Origin of the sequence: Nitrobacter sp. JJSN, from assembly GCF_051912485.1 — a bacterium.
In the GTDB taxonomy this organism is placed as follows: domain Bacteria; phylum Pseudomonadota; class Alphaproteobacteria; order Rhizobiales; family Xanthobacteraceae; genus Nitrobacter.
The window spans coordinates 1,807,856-1,830,324 of record NZ_CP196822.1 but is presented as its reverse complement, the minus strand read 5'-3'; the positions used below and the strand labels follow the sequence as shown (position 1 = coordinate 1,830,324).

The window sequence follows — 22,469 nt, the reverse complement described above, 5'->3', positions numbered from 1 at the left end:
CGTGATCACGGCGCGCACCGCGACGGATGGAATGGCGCAACCGACATTCTTTAAGCCGCCGCAGTTGGCGACGCTGGCGGAGATCGCCGCGTCGACGGGAGCGGAGTTAATCGACGCTTCCCGTGGTGATCGGCGGATTACCGGCCTCGCTTCGCTCGATCAGGCCGGGCCCATGCACCTCGCGTTTTTCGACAACCTCAAGTATGCCGCCCAACTGGCGACGACGAAGGCGGGTGCCTGTCTCGTCAGCCCGCGATTCGAAGCCAGCGTTCCACACCACGTGGCTGTCCTGCGATCAACGGCGCCGTTTCGTGCGTTCGTGAGGATCGCCCGAGACTTTCATGCCGATGCGCTCCGACCGCAATCCTGGTTCGACAATGCAGCCATCGCTGCCTCCGCCGTCATTCATCCGTCCGCGCGTCTCGAAGACTCGGTTGTCGTCGATCCGTTGGCGGTGATCGGTCCCGAAGTCGAAATCGGAACCGGCTCGGTGATTGGTTCGGGTGCGGTGGTCGGTCCCGGTGTCCGGATCGGCAGAAACTGCAACGTCGGTGCGGGCACGACGATTCAGGCCGCTCTTATCGGCAACAATGTTCTCATCCATCCCGGCTGCCATATTGGGCAGGATGGCTACGGCTTTATGTTCTTTGGCCCCGAAGGCCACGTGAAAGTCCCACAGGCCGGGCGCGTGTTGATCCAGAACGACGTCGAGGTCGGTGCCGGCACAACCATCGATCGCGGCAGCCTGCGCGACACGGTTATCGGGGAAGGTACAAAGGTCGACAATCAGGTTCAGATCGGCCACAACGTGACGATCGGCAGGCGTTGCCTGCTGGCCGCCCAGATTGGCCTGGCAGGCAGCCTGACGATCGGCGACAACGTCGCGCTGGGCGCCAAGGTGGGGATCAATAACCACCTCCACATTGGTGACGGCGCGCAGGTCACTGCGATGAGCGGGGTCAAGGACGATATTCCTCCAAATGGCCGCTGGGGGGGGTATTTCGCGAAACCGACCAAGCAATGGTACCGCGAGCTCTTTGCGGTGGAACGTCTGGCGCGTAACAGTGCGCCAAAAGCCGGATCGGCAAAACCCGATCCTGAGGATCGAGAGGCGTGAGTAATGGAGTCACCGATCAGGTTCGAGGAAGTGGACATTGCCACCATTCTCAAAACTCTCCCTCATCGTTATCCATTCCTGCTGATCGACCGGGTCATCAACATTCGCGCCGATCACAGTGGTATCGGCGTGAAGAACGTCACGATAAATGAGCCTGCGTTCCAGGGTCACTTTCCGGAACGACCAGTCTATCCGGGGGTGTTGATGATCGAGGGGATGGCGCAGACGGCCGGCGTTATCGGCATCACGTCGGTAGAGGGCACCCAAAAGCCCCGCGCGGTGTATTTCCTGACCATCGACAAGTGCAAGTTCCGCAAGCCGGTCATGCCGGGCGATGTCGTCGAATATCACATGCGCAGTATCGGCCGGCGCAAGGCGATGTGGTGGTTTCACGGCGATGCGAAGGTGAATGGCGTGACCGTTGCCGAGGCCGACGTCGGCGCGATGTTGACCGACTGATGAGCAGGATCGACCCTACCGCACGGATTGAAGATGGTGCCGTAATTGGAGAGATGGCCGAAATCGGGCCTTTCTGCACCGTCGGTCCTCATGTCGTCCTCGGCCCGAACTGTCGCCTGATCTCGCATGTGTCCATCGCGGGACACACGACCGTCGGAGCAAATTGCACGATATATCCGTTCGCCGCGCTTGGCGGCGCGCCACAGGATTTGGGTTACCGGGATGAGCCGACGCGCCTTGAGATCGGTGACGGCTGCACGATTCGCGAAAGCGTGACGATGAACGTCGGCACCCCCAAGGATGTCGGCGTCACGCGTGTCGGCGCTCGCGGGTTTTTCATGAGCTACAGTCATATTGGCCATGACTGCCAGGTCGGCAATGACGTGATTTTTGCCAACTCGGCGACGCTGGGAGGGCACTGCAAGATCGGAGATAACGTCTATATCGGCGGTCTTTCGGCTGTGCATCAGTTCGCGCGTATCGGCAGACAAGCCATGATCGGCGGACTTACCGGCATTCGCGGTGATGTCATTCCCTATGGCTTCGTCAACGGCCAGCATGGGCACCTTGAGGGCCTCAACGTGGTCGGCATGAGGCGCCGCAAGTTCACCCGCGAGCGTCTCGCCCAGGTCAGGTCCTTCTATCAGGAACTGTTTTACGGGCCGGGTCTGTTTGCGGACCGCCTCGAGCGCGTTCAACACCGCGCGTCAGACGATCCTGCCATTGCGGAAATCCTGACGTTTATTGGCGAGGAAAAGCATCGCCCTCTATGCTTGCCGCAGGACGGTGCAACCAGATCTGCATAGCGGAGCCACCGGGCGAGCCATGACTGATCGCGTTTCGGATATATCTTCGCCGATCGGCTTGATTGCCGCAGGTGGAGTGCTGCCGTTTGCGGTTGCGGATTCGCTTTTGGCGCGGGGCGGCAAACCGGTTTTCTTCGCGTTGAAAGGCGTTTGCGATCCGGAGAAAGTGTCGCAATTTCGACATCACTGGATCTCGGTCGGCCAGATCGGAAAGGCTGTACGTCTGCTGCGCGCGGAAAATTGTCGCGATCTGATTTTCATCGGAACGCTGATTCGTCCGGCACTGTCGGAGATCCGCCTGGATTGGGGAACTATTCGGGTGATGGGACACATTCTGGCAGCGTTTCGCGGCGGCGATGACCATTTGCTGTCGGGGATTGGCCGCATCCTCGAGCGCGACGGTTTTCGAATGGTCGGCATCAAGGATATCGCACCGGATTTACTGATGCCGGCGGGGTGCCTGACCCGGAAGGCGCCGGATCAATCCGCAGCCGCTGACATAGCGAAGGGACTGGACGTGCTGGGCGCCCTCAGCCCCTTCGACATCGGACAGGCCGCCGTGGTGATCGACGGTCATGTGGTCGGGGTGGAAGGCATTGAGGGAACGGACGCACTGTTGGCTCGTATTGCCCAACTGCGTGCCGAGGGACGAATTCGTGCCAAAGCTGCGCGCGGTGTTCTGGTGAAGGCGCCGAAGAACGGGCAGGACTTGCGCTACGATCTGCCGACACTGGGTCCGCGAACCATCGAGAATGTGACCGCGGCCGGACTCGCGGGGATGGCCGTTGTCGCTGGCAATACGCTCGTCGCCGAACCGCAGGCGTTGGTCGGCGCGGCCGATGCATCGGGCCTGTTCGTTGTCGGGCTTTCCGCATGATGCCTGACGGGACAGCTGCAAACGGCTCCCGAAGGATATTTTTCATCGCGACGGAGGAGTCAGGCGATCGCCTCGGCTCGAGCCTGATGAAAGCTCTGCGGCAGCGGCTCGATGATGACGTGCGGTTCGAAGGCGTCGGCGGTCAGTCAATGGCGCGCGAGGGCCTGGTGTCGTTGTTCCCGATCGAAGATCTGTCGATCATGGGGTTCACGGCCGTGGTGAAGCAGCTTCCCTCAATCCTGCGCCGGATTCGCGACACCGCCGATGCCGTGATCGCGGCTGCGCCGGACATGCTCGTCATTATCGACAGTCCCGACTTCACCCATCGTGTGGCGCGGCGCGTGCGTGCGCGGCGTCCCGCGGTGCCGATCGTGGATTACGTCTCGCCTTCGGTGTGGGCGTGGCGGTCCGGTCGGGCGCGTGCCATGCGCAGCTATGTGGATCATGTGCTGGCGCTGCTGCCGTTTGAGCCGGAGGAATATCGCAGGCTCGGAGGACCGCCCTGCACCTATGTCGGACATCCGCTGATCGAGCAGGTCGGAATGCTGCGGCCGGACGCACAGGAGCGTCATCGGCGCGATGCACAGCCGCCGACGCTTCTGGTATTGCCCGGAAGCCGGCGCAGTGAAATCCGCCATCACATGTCCGTCTTTGGAGACACCGTCGGAGCACTGCAGCTAGGCACTCCCGGGATTGAAGTAATTTTGCCCACGATGCCGCATCTCGTCGACGAGATCACAACAGCGGTCGCGAGCTGGCCGCTTCGACCGCAGGTCGTGGTCGGCGAGAGTGAAAAGCGCGCCGCCTTCCGCGTGGCGCGCGCAGCACTGGCCAAGTCAGGCACCGTAACGCTTGAGCTTGCCTTGGCCGGCGTTCCGATGGTCACCGCCTACAGGGGAGGTGCAGTGGAGGCCTGGATCGCACAGCGCGTGGTGCGCCTCGCCTCGGTCATCCTTGCAAATCTTGTGATTGGCGAAAACGTTATTCCCGAATTCCTTCAGGGAGACTGCGTGCCGGACAAGCTGGCGGCAGCGTTGCATGACGTTCTGGGAGAGACGTCGCTGCGGCGACGTCAGCTCGAGGCCTTCTCCAAGCTCGATGCGATCATGATGACGGGACAACAGTCGCCGAGCGCGCGGGCGGCGGATATCGTCCTTGAAACCATGCGTGCGTCCCGCAGGCCCGAGGGCGGACGCCCGTAGCGGCATCGCTCCGCTTCATTTCGAGAGCTTACTTGCGGTTGGCCATATCAACGTAATCGCGCCGTGTCGCGCCGGTGTAAAGCTGTCGCGGGCGGCCGATCTTCTGATGTGGATCCTCGATCATCTCGCTCCACTGGCTGATCCAGCCGACAGTACGCGCGACCGCGAACAGGACGGTGAACATCGACGTCGGGAAGCCCATCGCTTTCAGCGTGATGCCCGAATAGAAATCGACGTTGGGATACAGCTTGCGATCGATGAAATACTGATCGTTCAGAGCGATCTTCTCAAGTTCGATGGCTACCTTGAGCATCGGATCGTCGCCGTGGCCGGTCTCGTCGAGCACTGCGTGGCACATCTTCTGCATGATCTTGGCGCGCGGATCGTAGTTTTTGTAGACCCGGTGTCCGAAGCCCATCAGGCGGACGTCGCTGTTCTTGTCCTTCACTCGCGCGATGAAATCGGGAATTTTGTCGACCGTTCCGATGTCGGCGAGCATGGCAAGCGCTGCCTCGTTCGCGCCGCCGTGTGCCGGTCCCCACAGGCAGGCGATGCCCGCGGCGATACAAGCGAACGGATTTGCGCCTGACGAACCCGCGATACGCACGGTCGATGTCGAGGCGTTCTGCTCGTGGTCGGCGTGCAGAATGAAGATCTTGTCGAGCGCGCCTGCCAGAACGGGATTGATCTTGTAATCCTCGCATGGCACGGCGAAGCACATGTAGAGGAAGTTCTCCGCAAAGCTCAACGAATTCTTTGGATACATGAACGGCTGACCGATCGTGTATTTGTAGGCCATCGCAGCCAGCGTCGGAACCTTCGCGATCATGCGCATCGATGCGATCACGCGCTGATTGGGATCGTTGATGTCGGTGGAGTCGTGATAGAACGCTGCGAGCGCACCGACCGCAGCCACCATCACGGCCATGGGATGAGCGTCGCGGCGGAAGCTCTGGAAAAACCGCGCCATTTGCTCGTGAACCATGGTGTGGTGGATGACGCGCTTGTTGAAATCTTTCCTTTGCGGCTCCGTTGGCAATTCACCGTAGAGCAGCAGATAGCAGGTCTCGAGGAAATCGCCTTTTTCCGCAAGCTGCTCGATCGGATAACCGCGATACTGCAGGACGCCTGCGTCGCCGTCGATATAAGTGATCTTGGATTGGCAGCTGGCGGTGGACGTGAAGGCAGGATCATAGGTGAACAGACCCGTCTGTGCGTAGAGCTTGGCGATGTCGATGACGTCCGGTCCGACTGTGCCGCTCAAAACGGGAAACTCGTAGGTCTTCTTGTCGACCGTCAGCGTTGCGGTTTTTGTGCTTGTTGCGTTCATCGCGAAGCCCCCCGATGAGATCGTTGCGGGCCGCCCAGTTCTCTCGATGGGACAGAGACTAGTCGGTCATTCCAGAAGCGCCGCGCAATGGGTATCGTATTGCTGTGTGCACCGCAAGATCGCCCAAAATACGATGGTCGGCATCACGGCGAGCTTTGATCGTCAAGCCGAGCTAAACACGTCTCCTTTCCAAGTACGGCGAGAACGTCAAATATGCCTGGCGACGTCGTTCGTCCCGTCAAGGCGATGCGAAGCGGTTGTGCGATCGCGCCGAGCTTCAGATTGTTTTGCTCGGCGAAGGCTCGCATCACGGCTTCGGTGGTCTCCGCGCTCCACGATGTGACTGATTCAAGTGCGGCGCGAAGCCTGCCAATGAGTGCGCGGGTCTCCGACGTCAGCAATGCGGCAGCCTTCGCGTCCAGAGTCAATGGTCGATCGGCGAAGATAAACCGGGCGCTATCGATCAGCTCGATCAGGGTTTTGGCTCGTTCCTTGAGTCCGGGCATCGCGCGCAGCAATTGTCCGCGCGTGACGTCGTTGAGTTTCGGCTTGAGGTCCGCTCCGCGGGGAACGTAATCGAGCGCGTCCTGGAACAGGTCTACAAGAACGTGGTCATCGCAATTGCGGATATAGTGGCCGTTGAGATTTTCGAGTTTGGCGAAGTCGAAGCGTGCCGCGGAACGTCCGATCGCTGACAGGTCGAACGCATCGATCATTTCCTGTGTGGAGAAAATCTCCTGGTCGCCATGGCTCCAGCCGAGCCGGACGAGATAGTTGCGAAGTGCCGCCGGCAGATATCCCATGTCGCGGTAGGCATCCACTCCGAGCGCGCCGTGACGCTTGGAGAGCTTCGATCCATCGGGGCCGTGGATGAGGGGAATGTGGGCCATCGTCGGGATAGCCCATCCGAGGGTATCGTAGATCTGCTTTTGGCGAGCGGCGTTGATAAGGTGGTCGTCGCCGCGAATGATGTGCGTCACGCCCATGTCATGATCATCGACCACGACCGCGAGCATGTAGGTCGGATTGCCGTCACCACGCAGCAGCACGAGGTCGTCGAGGTTCTCATTCTGCCAGGCAACACGCCCCTGAACCTGATCTTCGATCACAGTCTCGCCGGTCAGAGGCGCTTTGAGGCGGATGGTCGGTTTGACGTCCGGCGGAGTTTCCGACGTATCGCGGTCACGCCAGCGGCCGTCGTAAAGTCTGGTGCGGCCCTCGGCGCGCGCCTTCTCCCGCATCTCAGCCAGTTCTTCCGGCGTCGCGTAGCATCGGTAAGCTTTGCCTTCGGCAAGTAACTGCTCAGCGATGTCGCGATGCCGCGCGGCGCGGGAAAATTGGTAGACGACATCGTCGTCCCACTCGATTCCCAGCCATTTGAGCCCGTCGAGGATGGCCTCGATTGCAGCCGTCGTGGAGCGCGCGCGATCGGTGTCCTCGATCCGAAGCAGCATTTTGCCGCCGCGCTTGCGCGCGTAGAGCCAGTTGAACAGCGCGGTTCGTGCGCCCCCGATGTGAAGAAAACCGGTCGGAGACGGAGCAAAGCGGGTGACGACGGGTGCGGTCATTTTTCGAGGATCTGAACCATTCAGGAGGTGTCGGCGGCCGTTTATCACACCCGGGATTCGCATGCACGGCTATTTGGGCCGCCGAGACGTGGTAGCCGCGTTGCCATTCCCGAAACTGCTGGCATCTCGGCCCTTGGCGGGCGCTTGCGGATTTGGCACATAGGCGCAGCTTGAAAGGCACACAATGACCGACGAATCGACCGCGGATGCGGGCCGGGATTTCATACGCGATATCGTGGCGGCCGACCTCGCGTCCGGAAAGCACAAGAGCATCGTCACCCGGTTCCCGCCGGAGCCGAACGGCTATCTGCATCTGGGGCACGCCAAATCGATCTGCCTGAATTTCGGCATTGCCGAGGAATTCGGGGGACGCTGCCACCTGCGTTTCGACGACACCAATCCGACCAGGGAAGAGCAGGAATACATCGACGCGATCCAGCGCGACGTCCACTGGCTTGGCTTCGATTGGGGGAAGAATCTCCACTACGCCTCGGACTATTTCGAGCAACTCTACGCCTGGGCGCAGCACCTCATTCGGGCAGGCAAGGCCTACGTTGATGACCAGTCGCAGGAGGATATCCGGCTGGCGCGCGGTACGCTGACAGAGCCCGGCAGGGACAGTCCATTCCGCGATCGGCCGGTCGATGAAAACCTCGACCTGTTCGCGCGAATGCGATCCGGAGAATTTCCCAACGGCGCGCGGGTTCTGCGTGCCAGGATCGATATGGCATCGGGCAACATCAACCTGCGCGATCCCGTGCTCTACCGGATCCTGCATGCTCATCATCCGCGCACGGGCACGGCGTGGAATATTTATCCGAGCTACGATTTCGCCCATGGGCAATCGGACTCGATCGAACACGTCACGCATTCGATCTGCACGCTGGAGTTTGAGGATCACAGGCCGCTCTATGACTGGTTTCTCGACAATCTTCCGGTGCCGTCACGGCCGCATCAGTACGAATTCGCACGGCTCAATGTCACGCACACCCTGTTGTCGAAGCGGATCCTGACCGAACTCGTCCGTGGCGGCCATGTCGCGGGCTGGGATGATCCGCGCATGCCGACGCTTGCCGGTATGCAGCGGCGGGGCGTGCCGGCTGAGGCGCTACGCGAGTTCATCAAACGGATCGGGGTCGCCAAGGCCAACAGCACCGTCGACATCGGGATGTTCGAGTTCGCAGTCCGCGAAGCTCTCAACAGAAGCGCACTGCGTCGCATGGCCGTCTTGCGTCCGCTCAAGATCGTGATCGAGAACTATCCGGAAGGCGAGGGCGAGGAGCTTGAGGCGGTCAATCATCCCGACAATCCTTCGCAAGGCACGCGACGGATCCGGTTCGGACGCGAACTTTATATCGAGCAGGATGATTTCATGGAAAATCCGCCGAAGAAGTTCTTCCGCCTCTCACCGGGCAACGAAGTGCGGCTGCGTTATGCCTATTTCATCACGTGTCGCGACGTGGTCAAGAACGCGGCGGGCGAAGTGGTCGAACTGCGCTGCACCTATGATCCCGCGACCAAAGGCGGCAACGCGCCCGATGGCCGCAAGGTGAAGGCCACGATGCATTGGGTGAGCGCGGCCGATGCCGTGCCGGCCGAGATCAAACTCTACGGTCATCTGTTTGCAACGGCGCAACCCGACGCTGCGAACTTTGCATCCGAGCTCAATCCGCAATCGCTCGAGACTCTGTCCGGCTGCATGGTCGAGCCCGCGCTTGCCGGCGATGATGCCGAGGGCGCAGTGCAGTTCGAACGGCAGGGCTATTTCTGTCGGGACCGGGATTCATCGCCCGGCCGCCTGGTGTTCAACCGGACGGTCGGCCTGCGCGATACCTGGGCCAAGGTCGCGGCGGCCGGCTCCTGATTTCGCTGGTATTCCGTATCCGTTCCACTGTTCTTTGCGCAGTCTCTTCCGCTAGCATCGCGCGGCGAGGGGGGTGGCCGGATGCCGGAGCGGGGCAGGGCTCGGGATCGGACGGGCGGATACGCAGGAACGTGGCCGCCGCGGAAGGCCGTCGCTGCCAGCCCTTCACAAGCTCCTTCGGGCACTTTACCGGAACTTGTTGCACGGCTGCGAGCCTGGGCGCACGCGGAAGCGGGAGCCGGGCGACTGTTGCCCTGGGTGCCGGTGGCGTTCGGCGTGGGCATTGCTTTCTATTTTTCAGCCGATCACGAGCCGATAGCTTGGGTTACCACCGTGACCGCGGGGGTCCTTTGCGTGGCGGCGCTGTTACTGCGCCAGCATCGGCTGTTTCCCGCTGCCGTCATGATCGCAGCAATGGCCGCGGGTTTTGCCGTCGCTACGGTGAATACGGCGCGGGTTGCGCATACGGTCCTGACGCGGCCGATGTATTCGCCGTTGCTCAAGGGCTTCGTCGAAACCCGCGAGGTGCGCGAACGCACCGACAGGTTCGTTCTGCGTGTCGTTCGGATGGACGATCCGTGGCGGCACGTCAAACTGGATCGCGTGCGGCTGTCGGTCAGGAAGGGCACCGCGCCAGCCGTCGGTAGCTTCGTTGAGTTGAAAGCGCGGTTGCAGCCGCCGCTCACACCCGTGCGGCCCGGAAGCTATGACTTCGCGCGCGACATGTATTTCCAGGGCATCGGTGCTTCCGGGTTCGTCATGGGCCCGATCAAGATCGTGGATCCGCCGCTCGGCGGCGGGATTGCCTTGCGTTATGCGGCGCTGATGCAGGAGCTTCGCGACGCCATCGACGGCCGCATCCGCCTCGTCCTCAGCGGCGACTCCCGGGCGATTGCCACCGCGCTCCTGACCGGGCGGCGCGACGCCATCACGACGCCCGTCAACGACGCGATGTTCATTTCGGGGTTGGGCCATGTGCTGTCGATTTCCGGCTATCACATGGCCGTGGTCGCCGGCGTGGTGTTCTTCGCGGTGCGCGCGTTGTTGGCGCTGATCCCGGCGTTGACGGCGACCTTTCCGATCAAGAAATGGTCGGCGGCGGCGGCGCTGGCCGCGGCGGCGTTCTATCTCCTGCTGTCGGGCGCCGAGGTCGCGACCCAGCGCTCGTTCTTCATGACGGCGGTGGTGCTGATTGCAATTATGGTTGATCGGCGCGCTATCACGTTTCGCACGCTGGCGGTCGCGGCAATGATCGTGCTCGCGATGGCGCCGGAGGCATTGGTGCATCCGAGCTTTCAGAGCATGGACGTTCCAGCGGTCTAGCGTCCGTATTCGGGGGAAATGGCGTTGCGTATCAATCGGTTGGGTTGGGTTCTGATGCGCTTGCCGGAGAACAAAAACCGATCAAGAAACCGCACAATCCCCCGATAGTCGGCGAAAAGTCCCGGAATAAACCCCGGACGTTCCGCGACCGTTCCGCGAGGGCGTGCGTATGAGTGAGGTTGTCGCCGCTCAACTCAACCCGGATTGGCGCATCACCCTGACCTCTGACCGCAGCACGGGGCATCGCAGAGCGTGGCTGCTCCAACGGCTGGCCGACGGCGTGTGGTGCGATGTGGCTCAGGTGCGCACCGCTGAGACCCTGCGCGCGCTCGTGAGGCGCCACGCCGGCTACGTCGACGCGGCCGCGGCCGTCATCCTGGCAGCGCTGCCGCCGCGCGTTGACGTACGCGTGTGTGGATCATGATCCACGATCACCACCACACAAAAGGAAACGCCGCCCCCGATCTGACGGGGATCGGAGGCGTTAAGACCCAGAAAACCGCGGCGCCGGGAGCCGCACAACGAAACGCCCGCAAGCTGTGAACCTGCGGGCGCGAAACGAAGAGGGACGATGACCCTCATCTAGGAAGCCGAATCATGCAGCACACGCTGATGAAAAGCAAGCGCGGTCATCGCTCCTCGACATCAAATCGAGGATCGAAAATGGGCTATCAAGCGACCGATTGGGCAAAACTGCAGCGCGTTGGCGGTAATCTGAAAACGCTTCTGCTGGTGATCGCCACCTATACGAACAAACAAGGCAAATCCTGGCATAAGCAGGCGACACTAGCGGATGACGCGATGACGTCGACGCGCACGGTCCAGCGCGGGCTGGTTCGGCTGCGCGAGCTGGGATTGATCCACACTGAGCCGACGAAGCGGCGAGACGGCGGCAACGGCAACCTGATGATCACCTTGCTGATGGACGTTCCGGACAGCCCGGTAACTTCCATCATACCGGCCGCGCCGGCCGCGCTCATCCCTGCCGCGCCGGTCGTTGTGTCGCCACCTAAGCGCCACCGCTCTGGCGCCACCCCCCCGACACTTGTGTCGCCACCAAGTGAACCTTCACTTGAACCAACAATAGAACCATCAACTAAGACTCTTGTTCGCGAGGTGCGAACGCGAGCGCGATTGATCGATGACGAGATAGATCTGATCTTCGATGAGCGCTTTTGGCCGATCTATCCGAAAAGAGGGCGATGCGGCAGCGGCAGGGCGGAGGCCAAGAGGCGATTCCGCGCCAAGGTCAGAGCCGGTGCTGACGTGGAGAAAATCATAGACGCCACCGTCTTGCATGCGGAGGTTTGCGCGAAGCAATACCGCAAGCCGGCGCAGCGCCGGTTCATCCAGATGGCGAAGAATTGGCTGGATGACGCGCCATGGAACGACGAGCGCGACGACGTGCAAGAGCCGGCCGGAGAGACGATCTTCGATCTAGCCAATCATTTTGAACAGCGAGCGAGAGCGAACGATCACCACGCCAGCCCTGCCAACTGAGGAGAGACGATTGCGTTATTACAGGATCGAGATTGATGGCGGCACGACGTTCACCAGCTACGAGAACGGACAGAACGTTCGTGGTGCGCTGCAAGTGGAGCTGGATATCCCCGTGGCGGCCATGCACTCTCCCGGCAATGGCGGCGCATTCGTCAAGATTTGGGGCATTCCTCTTTCCCAGATCAGCCAAGCGAAGAATCTCAACTGGAAGAGCATCAAGGTCTACGGCGGATTTCAGAAAGGCCTGCCGCTGGCCAACCCGAAGCAAGCCGGTTTGCTCGTGCAGGGCTTCATCTTCCAGTCGTTCGGAAACTGGCAGGGCACCGATATGTCTCTGGATATTATCATCGCCGCTGGACCGCCGCCGGCACAGGGCAAGCCAGTCGACGCGCCGAAAAATCTCTCGCTCAATTGGGTGAAGGGGCAGCCGCTCGACGGCGCGATAAAGTCGACACTGAGCACGGCCTATCCCGGCTCGAAGATCAACGTGAACCTAAACGGCAATCTAGTTGCACCTGAGGACATGCCCGGAGTCTACACCAGCGTGAAGGCGCTTGCCGAATGGCTGTTCGGCGCTAGCAAGTCTATCATCAACAAGCCGGACTATCATGGCGCGGCGATCGCCTTCGATGGCAACACGATCAATGTCTATGATAAGCCGAACACGACCGTGAAGAACATCGCGTTCGTCGATCTGATCGGTCAGCCGACGTGGATCCTCGCGCCGTCCATCGCCTTCAAGTGCGCGATGCGCGCCGACATTGCGCTCAACGATGAAGTGCAGATGCCGAAGACGCTCGTCACGAATTCGCAGCAGGCGCAGAGTTCTCTGGTCAATCAGGCTGCGGCACAACAGGGCACATTCATCATTTCGTCGATCCACCACTTCGGAAATTTCCGGCAGCCAGATGGATATAGCTGGGTCACCGAGTTCAACGCTGTGCCGAAGATCACCCAGGGGACCACGTCATGAGCGGCGGAAATTTCCAGCGCGCGCCGGTATGTTGCTGAGATCCAAACTGAGGACGTGAGCCATGGCGGTCAAAAGTATCATCGATATTCAGGTAAACGACGGCGCGTTCAAGCAGTTCGACGCGTTGTTCCAGCGCTACCAGAAGGCTCTCCAGTCGACCCCGCTGCAATGGCGCAACGTTGCCATCGCGCAGCAGCAGGGCCTGAAGGGTTTCCGCGATCTTGTTCTCGAACAGGCCGCGGCGATTGGCCAGCAAAAGCTTCTCAACGAGGCGCACAAGGCCGCCATCAACCTGTTGCGCCAAGAGGAAAGCTCGTGGGAGCGCATCAAGCGACAGACGACCGGCGCGGCCACCAACATCCGCGACATGACCGGCCAGCTCATGAAGTGGGGAAGCCTCACGGCGGTCTTCAGCGGGCTGCTCGGCGCCGGCGGCTTGTTTGGGATAAGTCGCCTCTCCCAGAACGTGTCCATCGGCCGGCGCGGCGCGCTCGGCCTCGGTGCGAGCTATGGCGGGCAGAAGGCCTTCGGTACCGCCTTTGACCGGTTCGTTGATCCTGGCTCGGTCTTATCTGGAGTGTCGGGGGCGCTCGGCGACGTCACCAAGAAAAAGGCGCTCTATGGTGCCGGTCTGAGCGAGAAAGATCTGAAGGGTGACACCGCTACGGTGGCCGCGCGGTCTCTCAACTCCGTCAAAAAACTCTTGGATCAGACGCCGGACAGTTTGATCGGGAACATCGCCGATTCGCGTCATCTCGGAGATCTTGGGTACAGCTTGGAGGATTTACGGCGGATAAAGCACAGCTCTGCCGGCGAGTTGGCGCGTCAGCAGCGACAATTCAGAAAGCTGTCCGGTGACTACGCCGTGGGATCGAGCGACCAGCGCGCCTATCAGGATTTCACCACGGCCCTGACGGATGCTGGCAACCAGATCGAGACCACATTCGTGCGCGGGATTGTTCCGCTGGTTCCGGGATTTGAAAAACTGTCAGGGTCCGTCGTTAAAACGGTCGACGTGCTTTTGAAGTCTGTCTCGTCGGACACGATGGAAAAGCTTGGCAAGGGGATCGAGCATTTTGCCGACTTCATCGGGAGCCACGAGTTTCAGAACAACCTGAAGACCTTCGCGTCCGGGGTCGGGATCATTGCGGGAAAGATCGGTGGTTTCGTTTCATGGATGGGTGGCGGACCGGGCAACGCTGCTTATGAAGAGAGCAAGACAAACGCGCAAAAGTTGCGAGATGACCGGGCGAGTGGCAGGGCCACATGGTACGGCCAGCTCGGCAGCATCCTCTCAGGCAAGGTGCCAATGAAGGAAGGCGCCGGAACGCTGACGCCGGAGCTGGCGGCAATCGCGCGCGGCATCCAGTCAAGTTACCCTGGCTTCGACCGGGTCACGGCGGGCGAGGACAATTTCCACAAGGGGCGCAACAGCGCTCATAACGACGGGCGCGCCTTCGACTTCACCATCAAGAACCCGGCGGATTCGGCGCATGTCGCGGACCTTGTTCGCGGCGAGCTGGACAAGCGGGGCATCAAGGGAAGAGTGATCGACGAGTATAAAAACCCCTCGCGAGGCGCGACGGGTGGCCACATCCATGTGCAGACCGACGTCAAGGTAATGAACGCTGCGGGCAGCAATGTTATCGTTTCGGCGCAACAGGTAACACCGTCGCCATGAAAAGCAGCGCCGCCGAAATCTATCAGCTCTCGTTTCAGAGCAGTCCGATCATTCTCACGAATTGTCTGGCTGCCGCGGTATTGGCAGTGTTGCTCATGTTTGCGCCGGTTCCAGCTCTCGCCGGGGCCCTAGTCGAGTGCGGTAAGGGTGTCAGAGCCGAGCCCCAACACTGCGCTGCTATCAGGGCTGAGGTCGACGAGATGGCGGACGTTCTAGCCAACGCTCCCCCTACCTATCCAATGATTCAAGTCATGGTTCATTGCGTGAAGAGACTATCCGTCTCGATACCGGGGTACGAGTACAACACGTACCTCAACACGTGCGGGTATATTCGATTGGTGCTCACGGGACACTGATGCCCTTCGATGAAGCGCGCCACGTTGCCATTGCGGCGGTCCTTTAGGCGGCTCTCTCATTCCAGAGAGAAACAACCTCCAGAACTTTGCGCCGATCGAGGCGGGGTTCGATGTCGTTCTGCTTTGTCTTTGAAACGGCCCTGACGCATTGCACTACGCCAGGGCCGTTCGTGGCCGGCAAGTGCATCCGTTGCTCGGCCGTTAGAATAACGCCCGCCTTTGGGTCAGAGGCCAAAGGCGGGCGATCACAGGCGCGACATCATTCGGAGATCCATCGCGCTGTCATCATGCTGCAACGTGCGATCGAATGCAAATCGCATCGCTTGTTACCGCGAAACCCTATCCACAAAGGCGTTTTGAGAAACTCGCGCCTGGATATACTGTGCGTCCACGCAGGGGCCGACAGACATCAACAACGACAACGGAGATACCAAGATGGACCCCGAACAACTCAAAGCCCTTACGGATGTGATCGAAGCATTGCGCGCCGACATCAACGCGGCCGTCAGCAAGGTTGATGCAAAATGCGACGCGCTCGCGGACTCGGTCGCCACGATGAAGAAGAAGGACGAAGCTGGCGAGCGTGATCGTGGAGTTGATACCTCGATGCGCCGACGCGAGGACGATGATTATCCGGCGCATCCTTGTGCTGCCGAGCGGGTCGCTGCTGACAGCGTTCCCCGCTCCGAGTTCGCCGCGCTGGCATCGAGCGTTGCGGACCTGAAGAAGAAGCAAGCGCGCCCCATGGCCGACCTCAACGCGTTCGCCGACATGCAGGCCAAGGCTGATGCGGCACTGCGCTCGCACAACGAACGCGCCGAGCCGCCGATGTCTGGCGAAGAGTTGGTGAACTACGGCATCCGGATGCATCGAAAGATGCAGAGGCACTCGGCGAAGTGGAAAGGCGTCGACCTGGGACTGATCTCGGCGGACCGCCAAGCACTCGAAAACATCTTCGGCGAAATTCGCGCCGACACGGTGACGGCCAGCATGAGCACGGATGGCATGCCGGAGTTTCAGCACCGGATGATCACCAAAACCATGCCCGGCGGACACACCGTTCACGAGTTCATCGGCAACGGCACCATCTTCAAGCAAATGTCGCGCCCCGTTCGGCATGTCGCCTACATCGGCACCCGCAACTAAAAGCCGTGACCGCCGACGATCGGTACCCGCGATCGGCCGGCGGTACCGTTTTCGCGCCCGGAACCTGACGCCAGCGAAGAGACGAATAGCGGGCGGCCTTTCGCGAGGTCGCTCGCTCTGATTCCTGGCCAGCGTCGCCCAACAGATGGAGCTGACGACGTGACGACGAAGAAACCCAAAAAGGCAGCGGCCCGGAAAGCCGTCGTCATCCATGTGCGGATCGACCTTGACGGCATCAGGAACGGGCGCGACGCCCAACTCGCCACATCCAACGTTCTGAAGGCTGCCGAGATGGGCGCCTTCTCCGCTGCCGATCGGAATTATTACCTCGCCCTGATCGAGATGAGGTGGCGCGCTTCCGATCGTGATGCCCAGATCAAGTCGCTGGAAGATCGCATCGCTGCTCTGGAGCAGCGGCGGGCGCCGTGACCGATCCCCGCGCAAATAACGCGGCGAAAACGCGAGGGCGCCCCTTCAAGCCCGGCAACCCCGGCAAGCCGAAGGGCGCCAAGCACAAGACCACGCTGTTCCTCGAAAACATGACCGATGAAGATCGAGCGGCCTTTGTCTCGATGATCATCCGACAGGCTGCGCGCGGCTGCAGGGCATCGCAAAAACTGATCGCCGACAGGATCGAGCCAACCAGAAAGGCGCGGGTGAGATTCACGCTGCGCCCGATCGCCACCGTCGACGACGTGGTCGCAGCATTCGCGGACATTGCTGCAGCGGTTGCTTCAGGTGTTCTCACCCTCGACGAAGCGGCGGCTGCTTCCACCATCATTGAGAAGACGCGCGAAGGCGTCATAACCCGGGACTTGGCGCACAAGATCGCAGCACTCGAAGAGAAGTATCAATCATGACCAGTAACAACGAGATGGCCCGCCGGCTGCAGGTACTGGAGAAGAAGATGAACTCTAGCGAATTCGGTGGCGGGCCTGGAGTGATGCAGGTGGTGATTGGTTATGGGTTTCTGCCGCCAGGCGTCCCGTTGTTCGCAAATGCTGGTATTCACGAATGGCTGCGAGGCATCAGCGCTGAGGGCGAGATCATCGAGGAGGAGAAGGCCTTCATGTATCGATGCCATGCCGAGGCGCAGGCTACCGGAGAGAAGCTCCTCATCATCGGCTGCCTGCCTCGCGATGGTTCGGAAACTCAGCGGGCAGTGGCGAAGCTGGCAGAGGATTACTTCTGGGCCAACGATGACGGCGTTCCAGAATGCGAGGAGCGCTAGATGACCGGCCGCACCATCAAGGCGAAGCGCAAGCGCTACCCCAGCGACGACAGAGACAGCGATCGGCGCCTGAGACCGGGGCACCACTTTCGGGATATCGGACAGCCGTGCAGCGATGAGGATTACAAGCCGCGCATCTCCGGAGATCCGGATCAGGCCCTGGCCCTGATCTTCACGCAGCTTGGCCGCGACTACGGTGGCACGCTGCCGGCAGATTTCGTGCCGCCCGCAGCGCGGGCAGGGCGATAACCGGGGCAGCCCTGCCGGTTTGCATTTTGGTGCTGCTCTGTTACATTTACCTGAGTAAATGATACAGAAAACAGGCTTTAGCTCCATGTCGCGCAAAGGCTTAGTCAAGGCTTTCGCCTATCTCCGCACCTCCAGCGCGACCAATGTCGGCGAGGACAAGGATTCCCGGAAGCGCCAGCTCGCCGCTATCGACCGATTCGCCAAGCATCACGGCTTCACCATCATCGGCACGTTCTGCGACGACGCTGTATCGGGCGAGGACGACATTGCATCGCGTCCCGGCTTCTCGGCGATGTTGGACGCCCTTGAGGCAAACGGCACCCGTACGGTTATCGTAGAGGACGCTAGCCGGTTCGCCCGCAAGGTGCTGGTGCAGGAGCTGGGCATCGTGGCGCTGATCGCCCGGCAGGTCTCATGCTGGTCCGCCGCCGGCGACATCGAGCTGACGAATACCGATGACGAGTTCAAGGTAGCGATGCGTCAAGTAGCGGCGACGTTCGCCGAGCTTGAGAAGAAGCGTCTGGTGAAGAAGCTTAAGGCCGCGCGCGATCGAAAGAAGGCCGACACCGGCAAGTGCGGCGGCCGCAAGAGCTATGAAGAGCGCAACCCCGCCATGGTGCGGCTAGCGAAGAAGTTGGCGCGCTACACCGTGAACTGTCGGAAGCGCTCGCTGCGGGATGTCGCGGCCGAGCTGGCAGCAGCGGGCCATGTGACCAAGTCCGGCAAACCGTATGCCGCTACCGCGATCTCGCGCATGATCACGGCGTAAGCCCCCGCGGCATGGGGACAGTTGTGCTGGACCTCGGGGTGGGGAACGACGAGATCGAGTTCACGATGCGAAGGCTGAGGAGCGCGGATGAGAGCGAGCGCGGCTGTTCGGCGGCGCCCAAAGAAAGCCCGCCGAGTAGCGGGTAGTCCAGTTGGGATAAGGCTTAGAAGTTCATTTTTGCAGCTGAGACTGCGTTACGGCGTTCGGCGGATTCTCGCCGGATTTCGATGACGTGCCGCGTCCGTTGTAGAAGAATGAGAGACCGATTAGCAGCGCGAGTATTGCACCTCCGATAGCCCAGCCCATTGTGCTATTGGTGACGCGGCTGGGGGGATTGTCATGCGGGACCATGCTGGGGCTCCATGCCTGTTTAGGGAATAACAACCTCACCGGGGTGTGACTGTTCCTAACGCCGCCGCTCACGGGCGCGTGAAAGATGTGGAGCGGACCAGCTGTAACGCCCGCGCAGCGCGGCCATTACGTTCCCCGGCAGGACAGCCGAAGCAGGGCGGGCGGGTCACACCAAATAGGCCCGCCGGAACGAGCGCAGCGAGCCTAATCGGGTTCGGGAATCAATGCGGTTGTGGCTGCTTCCCGTTCCGACTTATTAATGCGTGTGACGGGAAGGTGTTCCATCAAAAAAATCCCGCCCCGGGCGACGAGGCGGGCCCTGTCAGGAGTATCGAACGACACCGACCAGGGACCGTTCGGGCTGGTAATGCGCGGGTTGGGGAGGGGTTCACCACCGGACTCGACTTGGCAAAGAAAAGTCGGCTAGTCCGTGAGCGCGATGCTCAAAGGACCGTAATTCAAGGTGGAAGAACCCGTTATAATTTTAGTTCCCCGTCAATTTAAAGGGGTTACCCTTTCAAGGGTGGCGGAGGACATCGCGGAGAGGTGTCCAAACGGACTGCCGCCGGAATTGGTATTCGATTTCAAAAGCTTAAACTTCATCCGCCCTGCGGGGGTGGTTTTTCTGAGCAACCTCTTTTGGTGGATTCACGAGCGAGGTGCGAAAGTTCGGCTGATCAATGCCGACGGGGATTCGCCCGCTCTCCGCTATTTGGATGATTCGCTGTTTTTTGAGCAGCATTGCGGTCAAAAAATAAGACCAGAGGCATCGCCAAGATCGACCACTAAGCCCTTGATGCGAATTGCTCATAGCGAGTCACATGACTGGCTCGAGTTTACTCTTGTCCCGTGGCTAGCGAGCAAATTGAACCTTACAGAAGCGTCCCTCTACACAATAAAGACGTGCCTATCTGAATTGTTTAACAATATCAAAGATCACACTAGGCTCGAGATCGGAAGCATATTCGTTCAGCACTATCCCGCAGAGAACAGGATCAATATTTCGCTGTCGGATTTTGGATTGGGTATACCTGAGAAAGTGCGCGAGATTGAGCCGAACATCGAAGATGGGCCGGCTATTGTGCGGGCGGTCCAAGAGGGATTTACGACCAAATCGACGCCAGGAAATGCTGGGATTGGGCTGGACTACCTTCTAAGGACGGTTATTGGAACCAATGGGGGGGACGTGACTATTTATTCCCTGCATGGCATTGTCCGTTTCCGTAGGGATGAAAATTCACAGATTCGGCCCTATATCCTTCAAAAGGTGGGTTTTTGCCCCGGGACCACGATAGACATTCATTTACGGACCGACCGTATCGAGTGCTTACCTGAGGAAAGGGAGGATCTAGAATGGTAATTCATGTTCGTGACCTCGTTTCCGGGGCCAACACAGCCGACCAAGGCGTGGCGGTGTTTCCCTATCTGGAGCTCGGTTTTAGCAAGGAAGCACGCGTTGTGGTGTCCTTCGACGGCATCACTACCGCGACCTCATCGTTTGTGAATTCAGCCATCGTCCCGTTGCTGAAAACAACGACCTTTGCTGAGATCAAACGGCGACTGCGCGTGATAGATTCGACGCGGCAAATAAACGAGATGATTCGTGCCAGATTAGAGCGCGAGAGTTTTGTGGAAGCGTGATTCCAAACCCCGCTCCGGCGGGGTTTTCTATTTATCCGCTGCCGGCACTTTCCCATCGAGCCAGTCCTGCTCCTCCGCGAGCGCTAGCCATGCATCCTGCATGCGTTTGTAGCGGTTCTTCGAAGGCAAATCCTTCGCCTCGGCCGCGAGCTCACCGCAGTTGCGGGCGTTCTCTCTGTACTCTTCCGACTTGCTCAGCATGAGTCCCTCCGATGGCGTTTTCTGGCGAGCCCTAAGCCTTGGTCACCATCGCCATATCGTTGTGGAGGATCGTTTGCTGCGCACGGTTGTCCCATCTGACCGTGACGCCCGCCCAATCCCTTTCTGTGACTGTGCCGGCGTCCTTGGTGTCAGCGTGCCAGATCACGCGCGCGCCAACGAGCAGCAGCCTTGATTCGGGTCCGGTCATTGGCGACCGCTCCGGCGATTCCACAATACGATGCCAGCAACGGACGCGAACACGATGAACGGCACAAAGGCAAAGATGTGAATAGCTGTCATGTGCCTGGCCGCCGCTCAAGAGGATGATTGAAGGATCATGCCTTCTTCTTCGAAGTGAAGTCGAGAGCTTGTTTCACAGGGCGGCTGGCCTCGCGGGAGACGAGATTGCGACCAGTCATTTCACCTTCGGCTTCAGCCCGAGTTCGATTAGGCGGCGGATGGCCTCGGAGCGGTCTTCCGCCGGGGAGGGGCTTTTTTGCGTTTTAGATCGCTTTCGACACCGATAGCGTGTACCGATTTCGTGTCGAAAGACGATGGCGCTGAAACTTAGAGCGGACTGCGGGCAGACCCGGGGGCAGTACCCGGCGCCTCCACCTCAGCAGCTTGAGCTTAAAGGTCTCATTTCGGTGAGATCGATTTTGCCGAAAGGCCAAATCCCTAAGCTGCTGAGGCGGGGGCGAACTAGGATCGATGGTCGCAAAGAAGCTCTGAATTGTTCCCGGCATGATACCGCCGTTATCGGGTCAAAAACCTAAATGCAAACGATAACGTTGCATTGAACGACGTGCGCCTCGCGGCGTAACTGTTCGGGGTAGGTCCACCTGGCAACAGAACGGCCATGGCCGCGTCATCCTTCGGGGTGGCGCGGCTTTTAATTTTTGTGTCCCTCGCCGGCTTGCGGAAAGACTTCCCCTCTGATTGCCGATAGGCGGGTCGTCCGGCCCGAGCAGCGCGTGCATCATGGCTGACCGCGCGAACCATCGCCATGCCGGGTCTAGCTCGGCGGCGTTCTTCAGTTCCCGGGCCGCCAGCTGCCATGCCGGCATGTCCTGTTCCTTCTTCGGTAGTGCCAGCACATATTCCGCGGCGTCCTTCAGGGTGCACAGCGTCTTACCGTCGGGCATCTTGATCGCCTCGTCGAAGCGGCGGGACCAGTCAGCCATACGGCCTCTTGCACCGATCGCATGTCACGGCGTCTTCATCTCCCGCTTCGTCGAGATAGATCACATGCCGGCAGCGCGGGCAGGTGCACAGCAGGAGGCCGTAGGCCCGCCACAGATCGGGCTCCCGATAGCGTCGGCGGTATGTCGATCTAAGCGCGTTCTGGTGGCCCAATTCCTTCGCCAGTGCTTTCCGCATTCCTCCTGAGATCGGCGTAGGGGCGTCTCTCAGATCACGCTCGACCGACAGCAGCGCGTCGGCCTCAACGTCGCGAAGGTGAGCAAATGGGATTCTTCGGAAGGGCTGATAGCCGAGCTTGCGAACAGGATGGCTGTTGATCATCGCTAAAATCTAAGAGACGGGACGCCGGAGTCCAATCGCTGCGGCTGGTGCCTGTCCGTCGCCAGCCCCAATAGCTTGGCGGTTAACCGAGCTCCGGCCGCGAATTTGCCGAGCTGCTTGTCTCGATGCGGTCGTCGCCGATCAACAGCGAGGCTGTTGAATCTGGCAGTCTGTTTACAGGATCGCTGATGCCCACCGATAGGGGAGCTTTTGTTGGACGTCTTAATTTTACAATTCTTCCGAATCGCGCCAGGATGTTGGTGGGTTTGATCGCCCACGAGACACCGTATACATCATAGGC

The 22,469-nt window shown here is 60.3% G+C and carries 23 protein-coding genes, 1 other RNA gene and 1 pseudogene; 20 read left to right on the top strand and 5 right to left on the bottom strand.

The window, feature by feature from the left end; translation table 11 throughout:
* Window positions 1-31: 31 nt before the first annotated feature.
* Genes lpxD through lpxB form a run of 5 tightly spaced genes read left to right on the top strand, consistent with a single transcriptional unit; the run spans window position 32 to window position 4,461 of the window.
* Window positions 32-1,117, top strand: coding sequence for a UDP-3-O-(3-hydroxymyristoyl)glucosamine N-acyltransferase (gene lpxD / locus ACSZOQ_RS09100; protein ID WP_439925689.1), 1,086 nt, complete (start codon window positions 32-34; stop codon window positions 1,115-1,117).
* Between the two features lie 3 nt (window positions 1,118-1,120).
* Window positions 1,121-1,576 carry a 3-hydroxyacyl-ACP dehydratase FabZ gene (gene fabZ / locus ACSZOQ_RS09095; protein WP_439925688.1) on the top strand — a complete coding sequence of 152 codons (456 nt, stop codon included), beginning with the start codon at window positions 1,121-1,123 and terminating at the stop codon, window positions 1,574-1,576.
* Window positions 1,576-2,382, top strand: coding sequence for an acyl-ACP--UDP-N-acetylglucosamine O-acyltransferase (gene lpxA, locus ACSZOQ_RS09090; RefSeq protein ID WP_439925687.1), 807 nt, complete (start codon window positions 1,576-1,578; stop codon window positions 2,380-2,382). The genes fabZ and lpxA overlap by 1 nt, the downstream gene beginning before the upstream one ends.
* Before the next feature lie 19 nt (window positions 2,383-2,401).
* The gene (locus tag ACSZOQ_RS09085; RefSeq protein ID WP_439925686.1) at window positions 2,402-3,259 is read left to right on the top strand and encodes an LpxI family protein; all 858 of its coding nucleotides are present in this window, start codon (window positions 2,402-2,404) and stop codon (window positions 3,257-3,259) included.
* Entirely contained in the window at window positions 3,259-4,461 is a 1,203-nt protein-coding gene (lpxB, locus tag ACSZOQ_RS09080; protein ID WP_439925685.1) for a lipid-A-disaccharide synthase, read from the top strand. The genes ACSZOQ_RS09085 and lpxB overlap by 1 nt, the downstream gene beginning before the upstream one ends.
* Window positions 4,462-4,489: 28 nt before the next feature.
* On the opposite strand, the gene gltA is transcribed toward lpxB, so the two are convergent.
* On the bottom strand, window positions 4,490-5,791 hold the full coding sequence (gene gltA, locus ACSZOQ_RS09075) for a citrate synthase (protein WP_439925684.1): 1,302 nt from the start codon (window positions 5,789-5,791) through the stop codon (window positions 4,490-4,492).
* A 143-nt stretch (window positions 5,792-5,934) separates the two neighbouring features.
* Entirely contained in the window at window positions 5,935-7,359 is a 1,425-nt protein-coding gene (gene gltX, locus ACSZOQ_RS09070) for a glutamate--tRNA ligase (protein WP_439925683.1), read from the bottom strand.
* Between the two features lie 184 nt (window positions 7,360-7,543).
* Here gltX and ACSZOQ_RS09065 point away from each other — a divergent pair, with 184 nt between their 5' ends.
* The 14 genes and pseudogenes from ACSZOQ_RS09065 (at window position 7,544) to ACSZOQ_RS09000 (ending at window position 20,443) form a co-directional block, all read left to right on the top strand.
* A complete protein-coding gene (locus ACSZOQ_RS09065; protein ID WP_439925682.1) occupies window positions 7,544-9,223 on the top strand; it encodes a glutamine--tRNA ligase/YqeY domain fusion protein in 1,680 nt (559 codons plus the stop codon).
* Window positions 9,224-9,304: 81 nt separating this feature from the next.
* Window positions 9,305-10,522: pseudogene (locus tag ACSZOQ_RS09060) on the top strand (ComEC/Rec2 family competence protein); the annotation flags it as partial.
* A 193-nt stretch (window positions 10,523-10,715) separates the two neighbouring features.
* Window positions 10,716-10,970, top strand: coding sequence for a hypothetical protein (locus ACSZOQ_RS09055; protein ID WP_439925681.1), 255 nt, complete (start codon window positions 10,716-10,718; stop codon window positions 10,968-10,970).
* Window positions 10,971-11,209: 239 nt separating this feature from the next.
* Window positions 11,210-12,046 (top strand): helix-turn-helix domain-containing protein, encoded by an 837-nt coding sequence (locus ACSZOQ_RS09050; RefSeq protein ID WP_439925680.1) that lies wholly within the window; start codon window positions 11,210-11,212, stop codon window positions 12,044-12,046.
* 10 nt (window positions 12,047-12,056) lie between these two features.
* Window positions 12,057-13,019 (top strand): hypothetical protein, encoded by a 963-nt coding sequence (locus ACSZOQ_RS09045; protein ID WP_439925679.1) that lies wholly within the window; start codon window positions 12,057-12,059, stop codon window positions 13,017-13,019.
* A gap of 61 nt (window positions 13,020-13,080) precedes the next feature.
* The gene (locus ACSZOQ_RS09040) at window positions 13,081-14,700 is read left to right on the top strand and encodes a hypothetical protein (RefSeq protein WP_439925678.1); all 1,620 of its coding nucleotides are present in this window, start codon (window positions 13,081-13,083) and stop codon (window positions 14,698-14,700) included.
* Between the two features lie 791 nt (window positions 14,701-15,491).
* On the top strand, window positions 15,492-16,202 hold the full coding sequence (locus tag ACSZOQ_RS09035) for a hypothetical protein (protein ID WP_439925677.1): 711 nt from the start codon (window positions 15,492-15,494) through the stop codon (window positions 16,200-16,202).
* Between the two features lie 159 nt (window positions 16,203-16,361).
* Window positions 16,362-16,631, top strand: a complete 270-nt coding sequence (locus ACSZOQ_RS09030) for a hypothetical protein (RefSeq protein WP_439925676.1) — start codon at window positions 16,362-16,364, stop codon at window positions 16,629-16,631.
* Window positions 16,628-17,062 (top strand): hypothetical protein, encoded by a 435-nt coding sequence (locus ACSZOQ_RS09025; RefSeq protein WP_439925675.1) that lies wholly within the window; start codon window positions 16,628-16,630, stop codon window positions 17,060-17,062. Before ACSZOQ_RS09030 ends, ACSZOQ_RS09025 begins: the two co-directional genes overlap by 4 nt.
* Complete coding sequence (locus tag ACSZOQ_RS09020) at window positions 17,059-17,433, top strand: hypothetical protein (protein WP_439925674.1); 375 nt, start codon at window positions 17,059-17,061, stop codon at window positions 17,431-17,433. The genes ACSZOQ_RS09025 and ACSZOQ_RS09020 overlap by 4 nt, the downstream gene beginning before the upstream one ends.
* Window positions 17,434-17,682, top strand: a complete 249-nt coding sequence (locus tag ACSZOQ_RS09015) for a hypothetical protein (protein WP_439925673.1) — start codon at window positions 17,434-17,436, stop codon at window positions 17,680-17,682.
* An 85-nt stretch (window positions 17,683-17,767) separates the two neighbouring features.
* A complete protein-coding gene (locus tag ACSZOQ_RS09010; protein ID WP_439925672.1) occupies window positions 17,768-18,451 on the top strand; it encodes a recombinase family protein in 684 nt (227 codons plus the stop codon).
* Window positions 18,452-19,265: 814 nt separating this feature from the next.
* A complete protein-coding gene (locus ACSZOQ_RS09005) occupies window positions 19,266-20,162 on the top strand; it encodes a hypothetical protein (RefSeq protein ID WP_439925671.1) in 897 nt (298 codons plus the stop codon).
* A complete protein-coding gene (locus tag ACSZOQ_RS09000; RefSeq protein ID WP_439925670.1) occupies window positions 20,156-20,443 on the top strand; it encodes an STAS-like domain-containing protein in 288 nt (95 codons plus the stop codon). Before ACSZOQ_RS09005 ends, ACSZOQ_RS09000 begins: the two co-directional genes overlap by 7 nt.
* Window positions 20,444-20,470: 27 nt before the next feature.
* Here ACSZOQ_RS09000 and ACSZOQ_RS08995 read toward each other — a convergent pair whose 3' ends face one another.
* Both ACSZOQ_RS08995 and ACSZOQ_RS08990 read right to left on the bottom strand, forming a co-directional pair.
* The gene (locus ACSZOQ_RS08995) at window positions 20,471-20,644 is read right to left on the bottom strand and encodes a hypothetical protein (protein WP_439925669.1); all 174 of its coding nucleotides are present in this window, start codon (window positions 20,642-20,644) and stop codon (window positions 20,471-20,473) included.
* Window positions 20,645-20,675: 31 nt separating this feature from the next.
* Complete coding sequence (locus ACSZOQ_RS08990) at window positions 20,676-20,852, bottom strand: hypothetical protein (RefSeq protein ID WP_439925668.1); 177 nt, start codon at window positions 20,850-20,852, stop codon at window positions 20,676-20,678.
* 300 nt (window positions 20,853-21,152) lie between these two features.
* Here ACSZOQ_RS08990 and ssrA point away from each other — a divergent pair.
* Window positions 21,153-21,509: a transfer-messenger RNA gene (gene ssrA, locus ACSZOQ_RS08985) on the top strand.
* 311 nt (window positions 21,510-21,820) lie between these two features.
* On the opposite strand, the gene ACSZOQ_RS08980 is transcribed toward ssrA, so the two are convergent.
* Window positions 21,821-22,168, bottom strand: a complete 348-nt coding sequence (locus ACSZOQ_RS08980; RefSeq protein ID WP_439925667.1) for a hypothetical protein — start codon at window positions 22,166-22,168, stop codon at window positions 21,821-21,823.
* Window positions 22,169-22,469: the final 301 nt, after the last annotated feature.